We start from the raw sequence: 19,367 nt of genomic DNA, 5'->3' as shown, positions 1-19,367 counted from the left end.
TGGGTTTACACCGCCTTTATTATTGATGTGTTTGCTCGCGCTATCGTAGGTTGGAAAGTCTCTAATCGCATGAACACCGATATGGTAATGGCAGCTTTAAATCAAGCGATAACAGACAGGAACCATCCCAAAGATGTCATTCATCACAGTGATCGAGGGGTTCAGTACTTATCCATTCGCTACACAGATAAGATGACGGACTCTGGCATTATTGCCTCGGTCGGCACTACGGGTGATTCTTATGACAATGCACTGGCTGAAACGGTTAATGGGCTGTACAAGTCTGAGGTAATTGACTATTTAAAGGAAGACTGGACTGGCATTAACGATGTTGAATTAGCCACGCTTGAATGGGTAGATTGGTTCAATAGGACTCGTCTACATAGCACAATTGGTTACGTGCCACCTTTTGAGTTTGAAAAGCGGTATTATGATAGTTTAATCCTGTCAGGTATTGCTGCCTGACTCAAGTAAATCACTCTCCGATATACTCGGGGCGGTTCAATGAAGTCTTTATCACCTACTTTGTATAAGTCTCGAAACTTATTGGTCATTATCTTCATTATATCTCTATCTTCAATAAATCTATCTAAAGTCGGCAAGAGCTGATCACTATTTTCAGACGCAAATAACCTTGGTTTATTATGAATGGTTTGAAAATCAGCATGATTCTTAAGGTGCTGAGCCTTACTAAGCCAACCGTCAAAAACATGCGGTTCTATCTCAAAAATATCTATTAATTCAGTATGCGTATAGTCTCCTTTTTTCGTGTAAGCATTCAGAACTTGGCGTACTTCATCAAACGCATATTTCTTACGTTTTTTATGCTTTACGCTTACTGGGTCTATAAGCTGGTTTTTGATTTTAGGCCTCATAAGCGGCTTGAGCTTTATTTTCTTAATGAAATAGCCATTCAAAGCAATCGGATCGTTTTTAAGCTTGCTTTTTCTACGTCTAGGCACATCTAGCACGTCACTGTGTTCAGGTTGTAGCATAAAATTTGTGTGATAAAGAAGCATCCCTATCTCAATATCTATCAAATGGACGTAAGAATCGAAAGTAGTACTTGGGCTTGCATGACCCGCTATGCCAGCTAATGCATATGTTTTCTTATACTGTATCGATGTTTCGATATAGTTCAATATTTCACGTGCCTTATCTTCATCATAGGGCAATAATTTTTTTAGCGCCTGCAAGCTGTTATGTTCATAATCATCAAAACGATAGCTGTTATCATATAAAAAAGACATGAGCTGAAAATTGGTCAGACAGCTGTGCCTTAAATGATGTGTTATCAAATTAATTAGTAAAGAAAGAAAAAATTACCATATACTCGATACCAAATGGAAGTTAATAAAATTAAGCGACAATGATAACGACTACAATATCAGTCAGTCAGATATTTATCAGTTGTTTGCTTATGGTCATAAGTATTTAGATGGGAGTGGAGACATGATGCTTATTTATCCTAAGCATCATCAGTTCGAAATACCTTTGGAGTGTTTTTATTTAGTAGAAAAATTGAGGTTGTGGGTAATACCATTTTGTATTGAAACTGACAAATTGGTTATCGGTGAATGGGTAGAAAGGTTTCCGTCTTTACCTCAAACTTAGTTTGAGGCTAATCCTTTAATCTCCTGAACTTATCGATAAGCATAAAATTTGGGGATCAGTTATCATCAGCAACTTTTAATAATCTTGGTCACAAAATGGTCACCGAGCACTTGGTCACCGATTTAGAAGAGTCAGAGTACATGCACACAGACTTATAGAAAATACATTATTAAAGAGTAGACTACTTCTTAAGGGTTGATAAAGACAGAATAACCAACCCTTACGAATAAAGGCTTTAAGGAGAATTTCAGACACAAAAAAACCTCAAACAATCTAATGTTTGAGGCGAAACTTGCTTAAACCCAAAGGTCTAAATTCGTTTTAAATATGGCGCAGCGGACGGGACTCGAACCCGCGACCCCCGGCGTGACAGGCTAGACCCACCATATTTCGTTAATGTATATTAAATTATATTAACCTACAAATTATTATAAAAAAAGGCCTACAGGATAATATTTCAAATGACGTTTAGCGTCATTTAACGTTATTTATCAAGTCAGATGTACCAATTTTGGTCACTTATAGAGTATAAAAATTATACTTTATCATGAAAATATAAGTATATATTTTATACATTTAACTTAGATAGATTTTGCTAAAAAGTGTGTAACTCTACATCCGTACTCCTCCAAAAGCCGTATCATACTGTTTCATTGTTAGCGAATGGCTACCGATTGCTGAACTAGACGTGGTTTAATTTACTGTTAAGATGCGTGATTAAAATCTCCCAAATTTAACTGTATGGGATTGACGGCAGGGTTCAGTCAGTTTGATCAGTAAGTCCGCGATCTACTTATTCTTATCCCTTGCCGCCGACTTTTGATAGTAGCAGGTCACGCTGATATTAAAGATCAAGCAAGCACGGCGTATGCTAATGCAACGCTCTTTGATATAGTGACAATCCATCTCACGGCGCCTTTGTGGCGCTACCACTTTTTTGTCATGGCATCCTGTAGGATGTCGGACTTAAGACATTCATCAGCGTACATTTTCTTAAGACGGGCATTCTCAACCTCAAGTTCTTTTAAGCGAGCAATCAAAGAGGCATCCATACCACCATACTTTGAGCGCCAATTATAAAAGGTGCTTTGGCTAATGTTGTGCTCGCGACATAGCTCGGTGATAGGACACCTTGTTCTGCTTGTTTGAGGATGTTAATGATCTGGTTGTCAGTAAAACGTGTCTTTTTCATAGGATTCTCCTGCTGATATATTTTAGCAGTTACTCTCTATTTTTAAGTGTTCTTTTTTATTGGGGGGATTACACTTCCTTGCCAAACTCCTTAGTAATCTGCGTCTGTGCTCCAAGCTCCTCATTGACTCGATTAGCATCGAAAACATTCTCAAGTATCCCTGCATACTCAGCTTGGTTGCCCGTAGTGATGCCACTATTACCTGCTATGCCCGTGATTCCTGCTTTGGTTATGCTGCTATCACTGTCGCTGTCATCACCGTAACCCAGTCCGTTCATCGTCGCTTGTGGCTTGCCTGTGGTGTTACCTAGACTCACGCCAACCTGAATCACATCACCGTCATAGCTGCTGGTATTCTCAATGTCTTGGGTAGTGATACCGCCAAGACTTTGGTAGTTGTTTAGACCTAGTTCTAGTGCTTTGTCTGTAGTGGTAGTCGCGCCACCTATCAGCGTAGTTTTACCATCCACAGTGAGGTCAAAGCCACCATCTCTTGTAAAGATACCCGACTGCTGACCCACCGCTTTATAGTCGGCGTTGATGTCTGTCTTACCGCCATTGACTGAGAGACTGGAGCCTGCGCCTTTTAGGTCAACATCAGCGCTAAAGCCGATGTTCTTCTGCTTGCTGTCATAATCGTAAGTATCTTGTAGCGATTCGATGTTGACGTTACCGCCAATCACGCCTTGGGCTTTATCAGTGTTGATGACCCCGCCAATGATGTTGACGTCATTGCCGATATCTAGAGTGGTGGTATTACCCACGTTGATTTGACTATTCGCGTAGGTAGTAGTGTCGCTCTTAGCGTAACCTTTGCCGCGACTAGCATTAGCGGTGATACCGATACCGTTTCCTGTTGACGCATATCCCCCAATCGCCGCGCTTGAGCTTGAGTTATCACTACGGGTGTTACTGTTTTGGGCTACCCCGTTGACGTTGAAGTCATTGTCCGCTTGGAACAAGGCGTTGTTGTTGACGTTTAGGTTACTGCCGTTGATATCAATATTACTATCTTTGCCAGCGCTTGTAGCGATAAGCGCTAGGTTGTTAGTATTAATATTTGAGCCTTGGTTGACCTCAGTGTAGCTTAAGCTATTTGATTGGCTCTTTTGACTACCGATAGTGGCTTGAATTCGGGTGTTGCCTGCGACGTTTTGAATGCTGCCAAGTGATTCTTGTACTTGGTTGGCAAGGGCTTTTACCTTATACTCGGATAAAACAGTGTTTTACTGTTCTATCGTTTACCATTAACAAAAGCCTTAGTCTTACAATTAGTCAAAGGTTTTTAATTGAGCTTAAGTATATCGGTGCTCTATTACTTTAAACAATTAAGAAGTTGAAGGTCTCAAGCTCTGATCAGTCCATACAATTCATAAAATACATAATTTTATTTCAATATTGAAACTCTTCTCCATATTCTCTAAAATCAAAAAAGCCTTCCTGCCTTGACAATAAATGAGCTGCGTATTTATCTATTGCTTCTGCTGGGTTGATAAGCGTCTTAATGCTATAAACATCTTGATCTTGGATAAAAAACATATCCTTACTGACGTGATTAGTAATAGAGAATAGTTGAAAATTATTCTCTTGCTCTAGACCATTAAACCTAGTGTCGATTAAAGCACGAAGTTGAAAATGAGTTTCATAACTGTCATCATCTTCATAATCCACTAAAAAAGGCTGTTGAAACTTATCTTCTAAAAAAGCGACTTTTTTCTTAGCCTCTTTTTTCTTTCCTTCAATATCTGTGCAAATTGAACCAAGAGGAGGGTTGTTACTTGATGGTAAAGCACTTGCGGCTAGCGGCCCATAGTTTACTCCGTCGGAAATATACCAACCTGCGCTACGCCACAACCATGATTTGACAATCTCTATTGGGATATTAAATTCATTTTCTTCCGCATCATCGAAGATATAAGGGGAATATTTTAAGTAAATAATAATGCCATTGATATTAATGCCAAACGCTGTGATATCTGAGAATATTTCTGGAATATCTGTTCTTTGGATAGCATAAAAGAACTGTTCTTTAACCTCGGATAAGACCTTGTAAGTTGCAGGCTGAGTAGCTTTAAAGGAGGTGAAAAAGTATTCGTGAAAGCTTTGTTCTTTTGGCTTACTGTCTTTAAAATTTAATGGGTCATGACGAAACCGATCAAATCCTAAGGTGCTAATTCGATTTTTATAGTAAATGTCATCTGCACTAAGCTTACTCAGGTCATAATATATTTCATTAAACTCGTTTAAAATCTGAGTATTCATTTTATTTACCTCCTTTGGCTTTGATAGCATCGGCTATATCTTTGCGTATCTGCATTTGAATTTCTAGAATACGTGCTTTGTATTGTGCATTAATCGGTATTGGCGTACCCCCTTTATTTCCATATTGTACCCAACCTCCATTTGAGTATTCTACTTTACTGCCTTTAGATCCATTCAAATAACCAGGTATAGGCATTAAATTATCACTAGAATTGATGATTTTATTTAATTCAGCAGTTGTTAAGTCTTTACCTGCTAACCTTTTAGCTTCAGCTCTCGGCAAAACATGATCAACCTGTGGTTTCACATTATCAGGAAAGTTCTTTAATTTACCATCAAAGGGATCTAAATAACGAACCTTATTTGTTTTAGGATCAACCCAACCAGCTGCTTTGAATTTTGGTTCAATACTTCCCCAGTTGTTAGTAAAATCGCAACAATCCGCATTATGTACCCAAATACCCATCTCACCAATATGATAAGTATGGAAGTCTTGTACTTCAAAGTTATAAACTGTGTCAGTTTCTTCTAATTGAGTTTGGCTAATAACAGTTGCTGTCACATTGCCATACTTATCTAATAGCTTCATTCCTGATTTTAGAATAGACGCTTTCCGCCAGCCTTCACCATCGATCCAGAATGGATGCTCTTCAGTAGTACTAAAGGTTTCTTCTAAGCCACTATCATGCTTGATCTTAACTTCATAAATAGGGGCATTAGGCGTGACTTTGGTAGCAATAACAGGGCGATAGTCATACTTATCACCAAACTCTTCTCGTGACCAAACCAGCTCACCATACTCAATAGTTTCAATAGGTTTTAGACCGTGTATAGTATGAACTAAAGTACCTGCGGTAAAGCATACTGTACCACTACATACTTTGCTAAAGTCTAAATTTTTGGGTGCGCTTTCTTGCACTGTTTCTTTAACAGCTTTCTGAGCAGTTGTACCAGTAGGTACTTTTCTCAATGCACCAGCGCCTAGAGCTTCATAGACTGCGCCATTTATAACTCTTAAACCCCCATCTATATAGATACAATCAGCAGGACGCGATGTACTACAAGAAACGACAGAATTGTTGTTTTGTTTATAACCATCTAAAGTCGTTTGTGTACCAGGATATAAACGATATACATTCTCAAGCTCTTCAAAATTAACGTTACTATAATCAACTCTAAGCTGATTTAGACAGGCTTCGGTGGGGTTATCTTGACAAGATTTTATCTCTTTAAAATTATCTTCAGCCATTTTTGCTGCTAAAGATCTAATCTCTCTAAGTTCAGTATCAAGTTTACCGCCCGTATATCTTCTTTTTGCTACGGCAATCTTATATAGCAAACTCTCAACATCTTTATTCTTTAAATTATTATTCTCAACCGCAACCTTATTTGTCTCTGCTGCATTGACTGTATCAGTCACATTACCCGTTGTCGCACCAATACCAGCACCCAAAGCGCTAGTAATGCTACTAATCGTGTCTTTTTGCTCAGCGGTTAGTTTGCTAGGATCACTAGTACCATAAAGGAAATTAGAAAGAATAGGAGCGGAAGCTTCTCCTGTACTAGCAGATAGGCCACCAGTCAGCGTATCATTGCCAGTGGCGTAACTGACAGCAGCACCAAGAATGCCATGAGCTAAAATATGGCCCGTTTGCTGAGCACCTGTGAGATTGCCATCTTGATTATCGGCAAGCTCTTTGTAGTACTGTCCAATCTGATTAGATACAAATGGACTAGCCGCTTTAGCAACATAGCCTGTTACGCCATTAGTATTAGGACCATAAACAGCTCCAGAGATAGCATCAAACAACAGACCTTGGTTTTGGACTTTATCAGCAGCTATGAGCTTGTCTTTTGCAAGGTGAAAATCTCCATTGTTAAACGCTGCTTCCGATTCAGCTCTTAAATCTTGTTCTTTTTTATTAATCTCCGTCTTAATCTTACGACGTTCCTGATCAAAGGCTTGGGTGATCTCAACCTGCGCCCCAAGCTCCTCATTAACACGTGTCTCATCAAACACATTTTCAAGCGCACCTGCATATTCGGCTTGGTTGTCAGTAGTGATACCACTATTACCTGCAATACCTGTGATGCCCGCTTTCGTGATACTACCATCACTATCGCTATCAGTACCATAGCCTAAACCGTTAGTGTTGCCTTGTGGCTTTCTATCGGTCATACCGAGACTGACGCCAACTTGTATCGCGTCTCCCTCATAGCCGCTAATATTTACTATATCTTGAGTCGTGATACCGCCTTTACTCACGTATTTGTTACGTCCAGCAGCTACTGCCGCATCGGTCGTGGTAATCGCGCCACCTATCAGCGTAGTTTTACCATCCACAGTGGGATCAAAGCCACCATCTCCTGTAAAGAGTCCTAATTGCTGATCGACTGCTTTATAGTCGGCATTGATATCGGTCTTGCCACCATTGACCGATAGCCTAGAGCCTGCACCTTTTAGGTCGATATCAGCTGTAAAGCCGATGTTCTTTTGCTTACTGTCGTAGCTTGCGCTGTCTTGCAAGGATTCAATGTTGACATCGCCGCTAATAGCGCCTTGGATATTGTCTGTGTTAAGTACCCCGCCTATGATGTTGATGTCATTGCCGATATCTAGGGTAGTCGTACCACCCACGTTGATTTAGCGGTTGGTGTAGAAATGCGAAAAAGCCACAATACTAAAAGTATCGTGGCTTTTTTTAAATTTAAATCGTCTAAAATTGCAAATTCTATTTTCCTATAGTAAAACAACACTATAAAAATTACTAATAGCTAAGTATTTATCAATTCTTCAATACCCTCACAATCACCTGAAACCTCGATAACATACCAATTTACAGCAATTAAAAAGCTCAAGTTACTGTTTGACAAAAAATACTCAATACCAAAAGACTCTTCCATCAACTCACCGACTCTTTGTATGTTTTCAACTTCCAAAACTATATTTCTATCAATTCCTTCTTGATCAAAAAACAGATAACCTTTTTGCCCTTTTATTGCTAAAGTATATGTAAACTCATTATATTCTAAAGGGATAATTTTACTATTATCTGATATTGCTAAATGACCGCTCGTCCTCAAAGGATCAAACTTTCTAAAAATTTTAGAAATTAATTTTTCAGCCTCTATTCCCTTAATAATTGAATAATTGAGACCTATTTTATCTGCGTTTGATGTTAATTCATTTACAATATACATTAACTTTATCTCCTTGTCGCTGGAATATAATCTACAAATATATGCCCTCTAACTCTATCTGAACCTTTACCAGGAGTCTGATATCCTATATGTGGCTGATGAGGCCCTTCACCTAGCTGACCGTTACTTTTTACATTATTAAACCTAGGTATATCTATATTGACGTTAGCACCGTTAGGGCCTACATATTCAGTAGGAATTGTTTTTCCATTGATATCTTTACCCCATTTCGAAACCTTATAACTTTTTCTAGGAATGCCAGTTTTTTTGAAGGCTAGATTTAAAGCATCTCTATAATTTGAAGAAGTTCCTCTTAAATCAAAATCTTTTTTAGGATTGAACTTCCAATTGCTTCCAGTCAGTCCGTTTCCTACTGCAGCTCCTTTGGCAACACGCGAACCACCGACACCTACTACGCCTTGAGCTATTACTCCAAGTATACCATCTTCTCTATACGCCGCATCACTTTGCCATCTAGAGTATCGACTTACAAACTGGTCATTATTAAACGTTACCCCTGTACGTAAGCTTCCCGTGCCAAGCCCACCTAAATTCTCTATTTGAGAATATAGTTTAGGGTCGAAAAGTGTGTCACCTTTGTACTTTTCGCTTCCAGTATAGTAATTCTTAATGTGTTGCCCACATCTTTGATAGTTGTAGTTGGTCTCACAATCGTTAGCGAAGCTTGCTTGCTGTACTTTATCAAGCTTTTGATAAACATTATTGACACGGGTGATACATTTTTGATTACCATTACAACCTTTTAAACCTTTTAGCCAATTCTCTAGTTGTATATGATTCAAGTAATTATTCTGAGTCTGATTGACACTATTAGCCGTACTGGCAGTATTTCCACCAACTGTAGCACCAACAACTGCTGACAGTCCTAAAAGTAGAGCATTCTTAGTTTTTTCATCAACGCCTTGCTCATCAAGATAATGGCTAACCGCAGGAACAGAGACCGCTGTCGTGCCACTGGCAAAAGCACCTTCAACACTTCCTGTCGCAATAGCACCAACTAAGGTATGCATAGCGACACGGTAAGCGCCACCTTCAGCCCATTTATCTGCTTCGTATAATTTGCCTTGTTCAATAAGATCTAATTGCCTTTTAACAGCAAAGTCCCCAACAGCCTTAGGCGCTTCCTTGCCGAATTCTTTAGTAATCTGCGTCTGCGCTCCCAGCTCCTCATTAACACGTGTCTCATCAAACACATTTTCAAGCGCACCTGCATATTCGGCTTGGTTGTCAGTAGTGATACCACTATTACCTGCAATACCTGTGATGCCCGCTTTCGTGATACTACCATCACTATCGCTATCAGTACCATAGCCTAAACCGTTAGTGTTGCCTTGTGGCTTTCTATCGGTCATACCGAGACTGACGCCAACTTGTATCGCGTCTCCCTCATAGCCGCTAATATTTACTATATCTTGAGTCGTGATACCGCCTTTACTCACGTATTTGTTACGTCCAGCAGCTACTGCCGCATCGGTCGTGGTAATCGCGCCACCTATCAACGTAGTTTTACCATCAACTTCTAGATCAAAGCCACCATCTCCTGTGAGTATTCCAGACTGTTCACCAACCGCTTTATAATCCGCATTGATATCAGTCTTACCACCATTAAGAGATAGACTAGAGCCTGCACCCTCCAAAGCAACATCTGCGGTGAAGCCGATGTTCTTCTGCTTGCTGTCATAAGTTGCAGTATCTTGTAGCGATTCGATATTAACGTCGCCAAGGATTTGGCCTTGCGCTTTATTGGTGTTAATGACCCCGCCTTTGATGTTGACATCATTACCAATATCTAAAGTCGTGGTATTACCAACTTTAATGTTACTGTTGGCATAAGTCACTGAATCGCTGTTGGCATAGCCTTTAGCGCGACTGCCACTAGCGGTTATACCTACACCACTGCCTGTTGAGGCATAACCGCCGATAGCGGTATTTGAGCTTTTATTAGTGCTACGGGTATTACTGTTCTGTGCCACGCCACTGACGTTGAAGTTATTATCCGCTTGGAATAGGGCATTATTGGTGACGTTTAGATTACTACCGTTAATATTGATATTACTATCAGTACCTGCGCCGGTTGCGATAAGCGCTAGGTTATTAGTGTTAATATTTGAGCCTTGGTTGACCTCGTTATAGCTTGAGCTGTTGGATTGACTCTTTTGGCTGCCAATAGTAGCTTGGGCACGAGTATTACCCATGCCTTTTAGATTGCCATCTAATAAATCATAACCAGCGCTATTGGCTTCTTTAGCAAGTGCTTTTACCTTGAAAGCGCCAGCGACACCTGCCATACCTTTCATGCGTACGCTGTCAGTGTTACCACCCGCATCCACAAGAGCGTTAATGCTTTTAGCACTGTCAACGAGACTGTTAGAGACCGATACGGTCATACCGCTTTGTTTAGATTTTTGCTCGCTCTGATTGGTGTAGACGTCCATGGCGTTGTCAATATTGATACTCTTAGCTCGAACGACGGTGTTGCCTCGATTGGGGTCTTTGAAGTCCTTATCACTGTCATCCCCCATTCCAGCGATCAAATTACTACCCGTTTGCTGATATTTGCCTCCTGCGGTGATAATGACGTTGCCGTCGATGGCACCGACATTGCTTGCGGTGTGGGTTAGTGCAGTGCTGGCATTGCTGTCATCGTTTTGCTGTTTGCCAATGGTAAAGCCCATGCCGCCATCAGCACTGAATAGGCCTGATTTCTTGGTTTGACTACTGCTGCTTTGGCTTGAGGTGTTCTTAGCGGCTAGGATGCTGATGTCTCTGCCTGCGGTAAGAGTAGTGCCTTTGTCACTAATGGCATTAGTGCCTGTGAGGCTGATGTTGTTACCCGCTTGGATGGTAACTTTATTACCTTCTAAGTTGCTGGTAATGGCATTATCGCTTTGTGAGTCAAAGCGCTCTTGGGTGATCTTTTTGCCTAAGAAGCCTTTGTCGGTAGATTTAGTGGCGGTGCTTAGGTTCTGAGTGTTACGACCCTCACTAAAGGTGATGTTATTGCCTGCAATAATACCAACGGTGCCAGTATTGCTGCTGATTTGAGTGGCTGTGCCGGTGACATTATTACCCGCTTTAACGATGATGTCACTGCTACCCGTAAGGTTGCTGCCAACATCACGGGTTTCGCCTTCTTTGATGTAGTTATTAGCATCGCCAATACTATTAGTCTGGTAGCTAGTTTTGACAGCATCAAGAGCGACATTACCCTTAGTGTCAATAAAGCTGCTTCCGCCTTGATTATCTAAACGACCAGCGCTAAAGGTGGTGTTGCCGCCGACGTTGGCAACAAAGGTAGTTAAGGGGTTGCCACTCGCATCGACTTGACCTTTGAGGCCATCGCCGATATAGATGCTGGCGATTTGAGTGATGCCTGTACGGGTCCCATTGCTAGCGCCTTTAACGGCTTCAGTGCTATAAGTGAGGCTGTTATTATTGAGATCGCCTCCAATATCAAGTTGCATAGCACTGTTAGCGCTTAAGGTCGCACTGAGGTTGTTGAGATCGTTTTTAGTGCCGATTTGGACGAAGTTGCCTTTGATAAGGCCGCCGTTCTCATTGGTTAGGTTATTAGCATTGATTTTGAGGGTGTTATGACCGACGATGTTGCCTTGGTTGCTCAAATCTCCGGTTAGTTGCATGTTGATATTGTTGGCAGCGATTAAGTTACCAGTGCCATCGATTTGACCTACCGCTTGGCGAGTATAGACTTTGGGTACCAATACCTTTTGACTAGTACCATCCGCTAAGGTGACCTCTTGCTGTACCAGCCATATCATGTCGGTAGTTAATTGAGCGACTTGATCAGCGCTCAAAGCAACTCCAGGACGCAGGTTTAGAGCTTGCGCTGTAGTAATGCCAGCATTCATAAGACCTTGATATTGAGAATCTTGATCACCGTAATTTCCTAAATAGTAGCGGCCTGTGAGCATCATGATCTGATCACGGATATACTGCTGCTCGTAGTAGCCATCGCCCAAACGCTTTTGAGTGATACTAGGATCAAGGCTGAGTCTATCGAGCATATAGTTTGACGAGAGCCAGTTTTTATAGTTGGCAAAGGCGGCATCGGACTCTACTAGATAATCCGCATTGCTATCAGGGTTGATACCGTAGAGACCACCATTAGGTAGAGTGACTTTATTGCCACTAGTTCTTATCTCTTCGCTGGCAAACTGATTAATTTGAGTGTTGATATTACCGATTAAGTCCTCAACTTGCGTCGCATTAATCGGCTTACCTTTATTTTGGGCAGCTATTAGATCTTGAATCTGTTGCTTTTGAGATTTAGTTAATTGGCTATTCTCAGCTTTAGCAAATTTATCTAATAAGTTCGCTGCGTCCGCCAGCTCAGTATTAGATACTTCAGTGTTGCCACTTTTGTTATCCGTAGTTTGACTATTTTGCGTAAGCGCTTGCAAAGCATTGGCTATAGACTTTAGCTCATTAACTTTAGGTGTACTAACACCGTAATCGATAACTTCTTTATTTATTTCTTGGTTTAGGATAAGTAGCTCATAAGTGTCTGTAATTATAGGCGCTGGACTATATTTTACAGGCCCCCCTATTTTATCACGGCTCTTTTTACTACCAAGGGCGTGAGAGCGGACTTCTAACAACTGATAGCTACCATCGCGAGCGCTAACTTCGTTACCGATTAAGTCCTCTTTGTTCTCATTAATTAACTCTTTGCCATAAATCTGTTTATTTTCACCAGATAAAATAATACTCTTCTCATTAGTAAAAGTATTACCTGCTAAATACATATCACTACCGGATATAATTCTGGAAGCATCGGAGGCGACTACTCTATCTTTAGATATCGTTTCCGTATAATTATAATCGTTATAGTCTTCACCTAGTTCCTCACCTGTTTCTTTAACATAGTAATCCCAACTGGATCCACGCAACTCGCTTGGATCAAACAATCGACCTTGTTTATCGTTTTTAAAGCGCCATTTATTAACATGTTTTTCAGAGACGATCTCAGTGGTTTTTCTAAAGTCTGCATTAACGTTATTAAGCGTATTAGCGCTGATAGCCATATCGCCTGCTGACTCAATAGAAGCGCCTTTATTAGTTACTGTATTAGCACGACCTATAGCTTGATGATTACTATCTAAACGACCGCCGATATGCATCTCGCCATTACTGATAATCTGCGCTTGACCATTGAAGTCCTCATTAAAGATACCGCTACGTGCCTGATTAGGATTATTATTGAGAGTGTTAACACCAATATCTAAACGGCGACGAGCTGCGATAACAGGAGCAGAGTCTGAGGTAACTTTGTAATATTTAAAGTTATTATTTGCCATTATCTGTTGATATTTACTAGGATCACTTGTTTCTAACTTGGCCAGTTCATCTAAGTAGGTTTGAGACATCCAAACTTGTTCTTTTGATGCGGCATCATAAATCTCTACCAAACACCCAGGACCTGCCTTGCAGTTATCAACCTGTGTTTTAGTAAAGACATCAGGGGTGTTATTTAGCGTTGTCGCCTTTATAGCGACGTGATCGCCATAGATACGCCCATTACTATAGTTATTGACGGTACTAACTGCATCCAGATAGCTATTGACCCCATTGATCAAACCACGATTGTCAATGTTAGCTGAGGCGTTGAGCGCAGTAGTGCCATTACTAGTGATCTCAGCGCCCTTTAGGTTATCGATGTTATTAGCACTAACCGTAAGAGCATTTTGTGCGGATAGTTTCCCACTATTAGTGAAATTGCCTTGAGTCGTCAATTTTAGATCAGCAGCGTTGATGGTATCGCTTGAGCCGTAGTAAACACTATCATAGACATTGATATTGGCTTGATCCACCGCACTAATCGTACCGCCTGCATTGCTATAGCCTCTAGCGGTGATACTCAGATCTTTATTGGCGTTGATTAGCCCTTGGCTGTTAGCAACGACTAGACCGCGCCCTGCTGTATTGCTATCGCTAATGACAATATCTTGACTATTGATGGTACCTGACTGGTTATTAAGCTGATTGCTAGCTTTGATAGTGATTTTATCATTGGCTAGCAGCTGTCCGCCCGTGTTGCTGATTGTAGAGGCGTTAATAGCTAGGGCATTACCAGCTAAGATGCCTTGGCTTTTTTCAGAATTTGCCGATTGCTTCGTACTTTGATTACTCAAAGTACCCGTGGTTAACGTTAAATCTGTGGCGGCTTGAATGAGACTGTCTACGCCATTGTTATTAATACGGCCACTGCTGGCATCACCTATGATTAGATCAACTTTGTTAGCTCCAATCTGACCGCCTTGGTTATCTAGAACAGCATTACCAGTCGCCTTGATAGTCAGCTGCTTAGTGGCTTGCAATTGACCTTGTTTATTGCCCACATTGCCTGAGCTATCAATGGTTAGATTATTAGCAGCGATAAGTCCAGATAGATTGTCCAAGCTACCACTAGTGATAGCCACATCACCATTAGTAATGATACCGAGCTGTTTGTCTGAATTAGCAGGGGTGTTAGTATTTTTATTACTAAGCGGCCCTTTACTTTTAACTAACAGCACTTCATCAGTGCCACTTTGTATAATCAGACCACTGTCGTTATTGATACCTTGCTGACTGAGTAAATCAATAGCAGCTGCAGACAAAGTACCCGTTTGATTATTGAGATCGCCACCCGTGGTGACTTTTAAGGTTTTAGTCGTTGCAATAAGACCTTGGTTGTTCAAAGACTGCTTAGTATCAATAGTCGTATCAGTAGCCGCTTGCAGACGTCCTAAAGAAGCATTGTTGACAGTAGTCGCACTGATCGTGAGATCTTTATTAACTGAGGCAATCTGCGCGTCATTCTTGAGAGTACCGCCATTGATACCCATAGACTCATTACTGGCTATAACCGCATCGCTGCTATTATTTAGACTATCATCCGCTGTGATGGTTGCAGTGCCTTGTGCCATTACAGTCGCTTTATCACTATTGCTTAATTGCTTAGACCCAATAGTGAGGTTTTGACCGCTTTGAATATAAGCTTTTTCGCCTTGATTAATAATATCTGTCGCAACTAGCTGAAGATCACCGCTTTGACTGACCAGTTGACCATTTAAATTAGTAAGTTTGCCCGCAGCGACTTGTAGCGACTTAGCTTGAACGGCTCCCTCAGTACTATCAAAGTCTTTATTAACCGTTGCCGTCATTTTGCCATTACTAATGAGCTTACCTTGCAGGTTTAATAGAGAATCAACAATGACAGTAGCGCCACTGTTAGCACTAGTATTGACATTAGCACTGTGGACTATTGACCCTTGAGTATTGTTAAGCTGTCCTTGAGTGTTGATAGTCAAACTTTCCGCTTTACCACCGATATATCCGGATTTATTATTGATATCGCCTTTGGTTACTAGCGTAAAGGCTTGATTGCCGGTCTGGATGATCGTCCCTGCTATATTTGACAGCTCGCTGATCTGCCAATCAAACTGTCCTGCTTGTAGCACGCCGCTATCGTTAGATAAGCGGCCAGTGGCGTTTAGCGTTGCCAGTTCTGCGACACTAGTATTGGCTTTATTTAAGTTAATATCACCAGCGGTAGCCCTTAGCAGTAGATTACGGCTTTGATTACGACTGCCTATTAAGTCAAGATCACTACCTGTCAAGCTAACACCACCCGTAGCAATGTTAGTACCCGCATTGGTTTGCTGTCCTCGGCTAATTACGCTCAAGTCAGCGTTACCACCAAGCTCACCATTAGCACTGAGTCCTGCGATCAGCTGACCTGTGCTACTTTGAGTAAGGCTACCCGTATTGATAATGCTGTCACCTAGAGCGGCGATACTGCCTGAATTACTAAGCTTGTTTTGATTAGCTATCGTGATGTCTTTGGCATAGAGACTGCCACTATTGATAAGACTGTTTGAATTGACTTGTAGGCTTTGGCTTGACGATATTTGAGCTTTATTATTTTGTAAGTTGCCTGCATTCATAATGAGGCTGCCGGTATTACTAGTAATAGCGCCCTTATCAGTTTGCTCATTACTGCTAGTATTATTGATTGTGCCGCTAACGTTGAGCTGACTATCCTTAGTTTGAGTAGCTACGTTTTCCTTACTGGCTACTGCTAGAATTCGACCATCGATATTATCTAAATCACTGGCGGTAATATCGAAGCGCTGAGCTTGTATCACTCCATTTTGGTTATCGATATTAGTCGCCACTTGCCAAGTCTGATCCCCTAAACTGAGCACTTGGCCTTTATCGTTAATCACTTTATTAGCAGTTATAGATAGACTAGGGTTAGCCTGCGCCGCCTGCATAATTGCGCCACTGCTATTATCTAAAGTACTAGTCGTTATAGCGACAGTACTGGCGTTACTCGCGATGCGACCACGAGTATTATCAATACCTTCTGCTAGACTTAGCATTAAGTTTTGATTGCCGGTTTGCGTGATTTTACCGTCAGTATTATCTAAACTCTTGGCTATAATATCGAGATTTTGCGCTGATATCTCACTGCTTTGATTGTTCAGATTGCCTTGAGCGCTATCAAGGGTCAAATTCTCTTTTGCCACTATCGTCGCTTTTTGATTGCTGATGTCACCAGTGGTAGCCCTCATAGTGATATTACGAGCTTGCGTGACACTTTCATCTAGACTCACACTACTACCGCTGATAGTCATATCACCAGTAGCCATTTGCTTGCCTTGACTGACTACCTTATCTTTAGCCGTCACTGTCAGAGCAGCACTACCACCCTCAATTAAACTACCATCCGTTTGCATACCGGCAACTAGACTACCAGATGCCGTTTGCGTGATGGTGCTTGCGTTAATAGTAGTATTGGCTTGACTACCGATAAGGCCACTGTTTTGTAGATCATTATTAAGGGTAATTTGGTTACCCGTTTGTCCGTATATCTGGCCGCTGTTAGTTAGACGATTCGCCACAATATTTAGCTGCTGCTGAGCACTAAAGCTACCTTGATTGTTAGTGACATCCTTAGCCTTGACAGTTAGTTTACCTTCACTACTAGTACGACCTTTAGTGTTAATAAGGTTGCCGTTAGCATCAATAGATAGATTGCCTTTGCTACTTATTATCCCTTGCGTATTATCAAGCTCACTACTATTAGTCGTTAGATTGCCATTACTCTGAATAACCCCTTGAGTGTTGTTTAGCTGGTTACCTGCATTAAGGGTAATATCGCCCATAGCCGCGATAGTCCCTTGGCTATTATTGATCTGATCCGATGAGCGAATGTTAATGTCTTTGGTCGCTGTAATTTGACCTTTATTATTATCAAAGTTTGCCAGTTGCCAATTGATTTGATCGAGTTGCAAACGACTGTCAGCGTTAGTGACTTGACCATTACCTGCAATATTTATACGATCTACGGCTAAGCTTGATTTACCTTGGTTGACTGCGCTTAGCGCATCAATGTTAATCTTCCCATTAGTGTAGAGGCTGCCCGTATTGGTAAAATTACTGACACTTATATTACCATCACGAGTGATAGCAGGTAGGGGCGCAAGGTTCGGCGTGGACGCTTCAGTATCACTACCCCCTTGCACACTGCTACCATTAGCGGCGCTAGTTGGTGGCTTAGTAGTAGGAGCAACCGTTGAGGGATTGCTGGCATTAGCATACAGATTTTGCCCGATAATGCCGCCTTGGCTATTAATCAAAGCGCTAGTATCAATAGCCAATTGACCGCTGCCAGTTTGTAGTAGTTTACCACTGTTGTTCAAAGCGCTAGCGGTGATATCAAAGCTGCTAGCTGCTATTTCTCCTGAGTTAGTAATACTGTCCGTTTGTTGTAAGCCTAGGGTATCGCGACTACTAATCACCCCGCTATTTTTCAAAGTTGCACTATCAATATCAATATTTGCACGAGAGCTGGCGATCGTTCCTGAATTATCAACGCTGAAACCTTTAGTGGCGATATCAACCTTACCTTGATTGGCAATCAGGCTGCCCGAGTTAATCAAATTACCATCATTGTCTAACTGCAAGCCACCAGAGCTTGCAATGATGCTACCTGCATTGGTCACACCCATGCCTTTATCGGTACCGATCAGACGAATTTTTCCTGCATACATTGCCCCAAGTGCCGACACATCAAGCGCCACACCGGTTGTAGTGTTGCTAGCATTACTATTCGCTGAAGTGATGACAGTGTCTTGAGCATCAGCCTCATAGCTGACTTTATTGCTACCAGTGATGACATCTAAATTCTTAGCATAGACAGCAGCATTAATCTCAGAGGTCTTAGCTATAATCTGTGTGTAGTCAGAGCCACTAGTATCCAAACCATCGCCGTCTATACGTACCTTACCACCTGTCACATCAAAGCCGGTTAGCTTGCCTTGATCCATCAAAGCATTACCGGTGGTCAATGTCGTACGCGAGGCATTGATAAACCCGCAACCGGCACAACTGATACCAGCAGGATTGGCAATCACCAGCTCAGCTCGTCCGCCTGCAATTTCAGTGTAGCCGCTCAAGCGACTTGGATCACTTGAATTAACCTCATTTAAAATAACACGGGCTTCACCGCGAGCCAGATACGGATTACCTTCAACCCAACCAGCAAGCTGGGTCTGAGCATTGGTGCGACTGTTATTTATAATAGCGCCATCAGCACCGACATCAAATTGACTAAAAACGTTACGTGAGACGCCAGCCGCGCTTGGGGCTTGAATATTCACTTGAGTGGTGCCGTTTGAAGACTTTAGTATTATTGCTTGTTGATTGGCAGCAGCGTTACGATCAGCGACAATGCTCGTGGCATCGGCATAAGCGCTATTACTGATACTGACGCTGCTAGCAACGATGGTGGCAAGCCCTAGCGCTAGCAATACATGCGAGCGCAGGGCTATAAGCTGACCGCCTTGATAGGTACTATTTGTTTGAGTAGCTGTTTGTGAAGCGCCTGCTACTTGGCTTACTTCACTACCGCTATTAGCAGGATTACCTGTTTTGCCTTGAGAGCGTGCCGCCTCAGACACCACCATGAGCATACCACGGGCTTTATTAAAGATAACTCGGTAGCAACCACTGTTCATAATGATGTCCTTAGGTATAGCATTGTTTATGACAAATATTTTTTTGAGCT

General features: G+C 41.6%; 8 protein-coding genes and 1 pseudogene. 2 read left to right on the top strand and 7 right to left on the bottom strand.

Annotation, left to right across the window (positions count from 1 at the left end):
* A partial coding sequence (locus AC2FA3_RS13560; protein ID WP_490510036.1) for an IS3 family transposase occupies positions 1-465 on the top strand: 465 nt, incomplete at its 5' end.
* On the opposite strand, the gene AC2FA3_RS13555 is transcribed toward AC2FA3_RS13560, so the two are convergent.
* Positions 429-1,250 carry a hypothetical protein gene (locus AC2FA3_RS13555; RefSeq protein WP_490510035.1) on the bottom strand — a complete coding sequence of 274 codons (822 nt, stop codon included), beginning with the start codon at positions 1,248-1,250 and terminating at the stop codon, positions 429-431. The two genes, AC2FA3_RS13560 and AC2FA3_RS13555, sit on opposite strands and share 37 nt — an antisense overlap.
* 43 nt (positions 1,251-1,293) lie before the next feature.
* Between AC2FA3_RS13555 and AC2FA3_RS13550 the strand changes: the two genes are divergently transcribed.
* Positions 1,294-1,614 carry a 5-methylcytosine restriction system specificity protein McrC gene (locus AC2FA3_RS13550; protein WP_490510038.1) on the top strand — a complete coding sequence of 107 codons (321 nt, stop codon included), beginning with the start codon at positions 1,294-1,296 and terminating at the stop codon, positions 1,612-1,614.
* Positions 1,615-2,406: 792 nt separating this feature from the next.
* Here the strand turns inward: AC2FA3_RS13550 and AC2FA3_RS13545 are convergent.
* The 6 genes and pseudogenes from AC2FA3_RS13545 to AC2FA3_RS13520 all read right to left on the bottom strand — a co-directional run.
* A pseudogene (locus AC2FA3_RS13545) lies at positions 2,407-2,806 on the bottom strand (transposase); the annotation flags it as partial.
* Positions 2,807-2,874: 68 nt separating this feature from the next.
* Complete coding sequence (locus tag AC2FA3_RS13540; protein WP_490510037.1) at positions 2,875-3,927, bottom strand: hemagglutinin repeat-containing protein; 1,053 nt, start codon at positions 3,925-3,927, stop codon at positions 2,875-2,877.
* Positions 3,928-4,198: 271 nt separating this feature from the next.
* Positions 4,199-5,068 (bottom strand): hypothetical protein, encoded by an 870-nt coding sequence (locus AC2FA3_RS13535; protein WP_490510034.1) that lies wholly within the window; start codon positions 5,066-5,068, stop codon positions 4,199-4,201.
* 1 nt (position 5,069) lies between these two features.
* Positions 5,070-7,706 (bottom strand): polymorphic toxin-type HINT domain-containing protein, encoded by a 2,637-nt coding sequence (locus AC2FA3_RS13530; RefSeq protein WP_490510033.1) that lies wholly within the window; start codon positions 7,704-7,706, stop codon positions 5,070-5,072.
* Positions 7,707-7,843: 137 nt separating this feature from the next.
* On the bottom strand, positions 7,844-8,269 hold the full coding sequence (locus AC2FA3_RS13525; protein WP_490510032.1) for a hypothetical protein: 426 nt from the start codon (positions 8,267-8,269) through the stop codon (positions 7,844-7,846).
* Between the two features lie 5 nt (positions 8,270-8,274).
* Entirely contained in the window at positions 8,275-19,317 is an 11,043-nt protein-coding gene (locus AC2FA3_RS13520; protein ID WP_490510031.1) for a two-partner secretion domain-containing protein, read from the bottom strand.
* Positions 19,318-19,367: the final 50 nt, after the last annotated feature.

The sequence above is a fragment of the Janibacter sp. CoH_79_TC_3 genome (genome assembly GCF_058197955.1).
The sequence above is the reverse complement of the archived record's forward strand: the minus strand, read 5'-3'. Positions and strand labels throughout refer to the sequence as shown.

What these genes read in the sequence shown, in the direction of transcription:
- AC2FA3_RS13555 (WP_490510035.1), bottom strand. Translation starts at nt 1,250, where the DNA reads ATGTCTTTTTTATATGATAACAGCTATCGTTTTGATGATTATGAACAT.
- AC2FA3_RS13535 (WP_490510034.1), bottom strand. Translation starts at nt 5,068, where the DNA reads ATGAATACTCAGATTTTAAACGAGTTTAATGAAATATATTATGACCTG.
- AC2FA3_RS13525 (WP_490510032.1), bottom strand. Translation starts at nt 8,269, where the DNA reads ATGTATATTGTAAATGAATTAACATCAAACGCAGATAAAATAGGTCTC.
- AC2FA3_RS13520 (WP_490510031.1), bottom strand. Translation starts at nt 19,317, where the DNA reads ATGAACAGTGGTTGCTACCGAGTTATCTTTAATAAAGCCCGTGGTATG.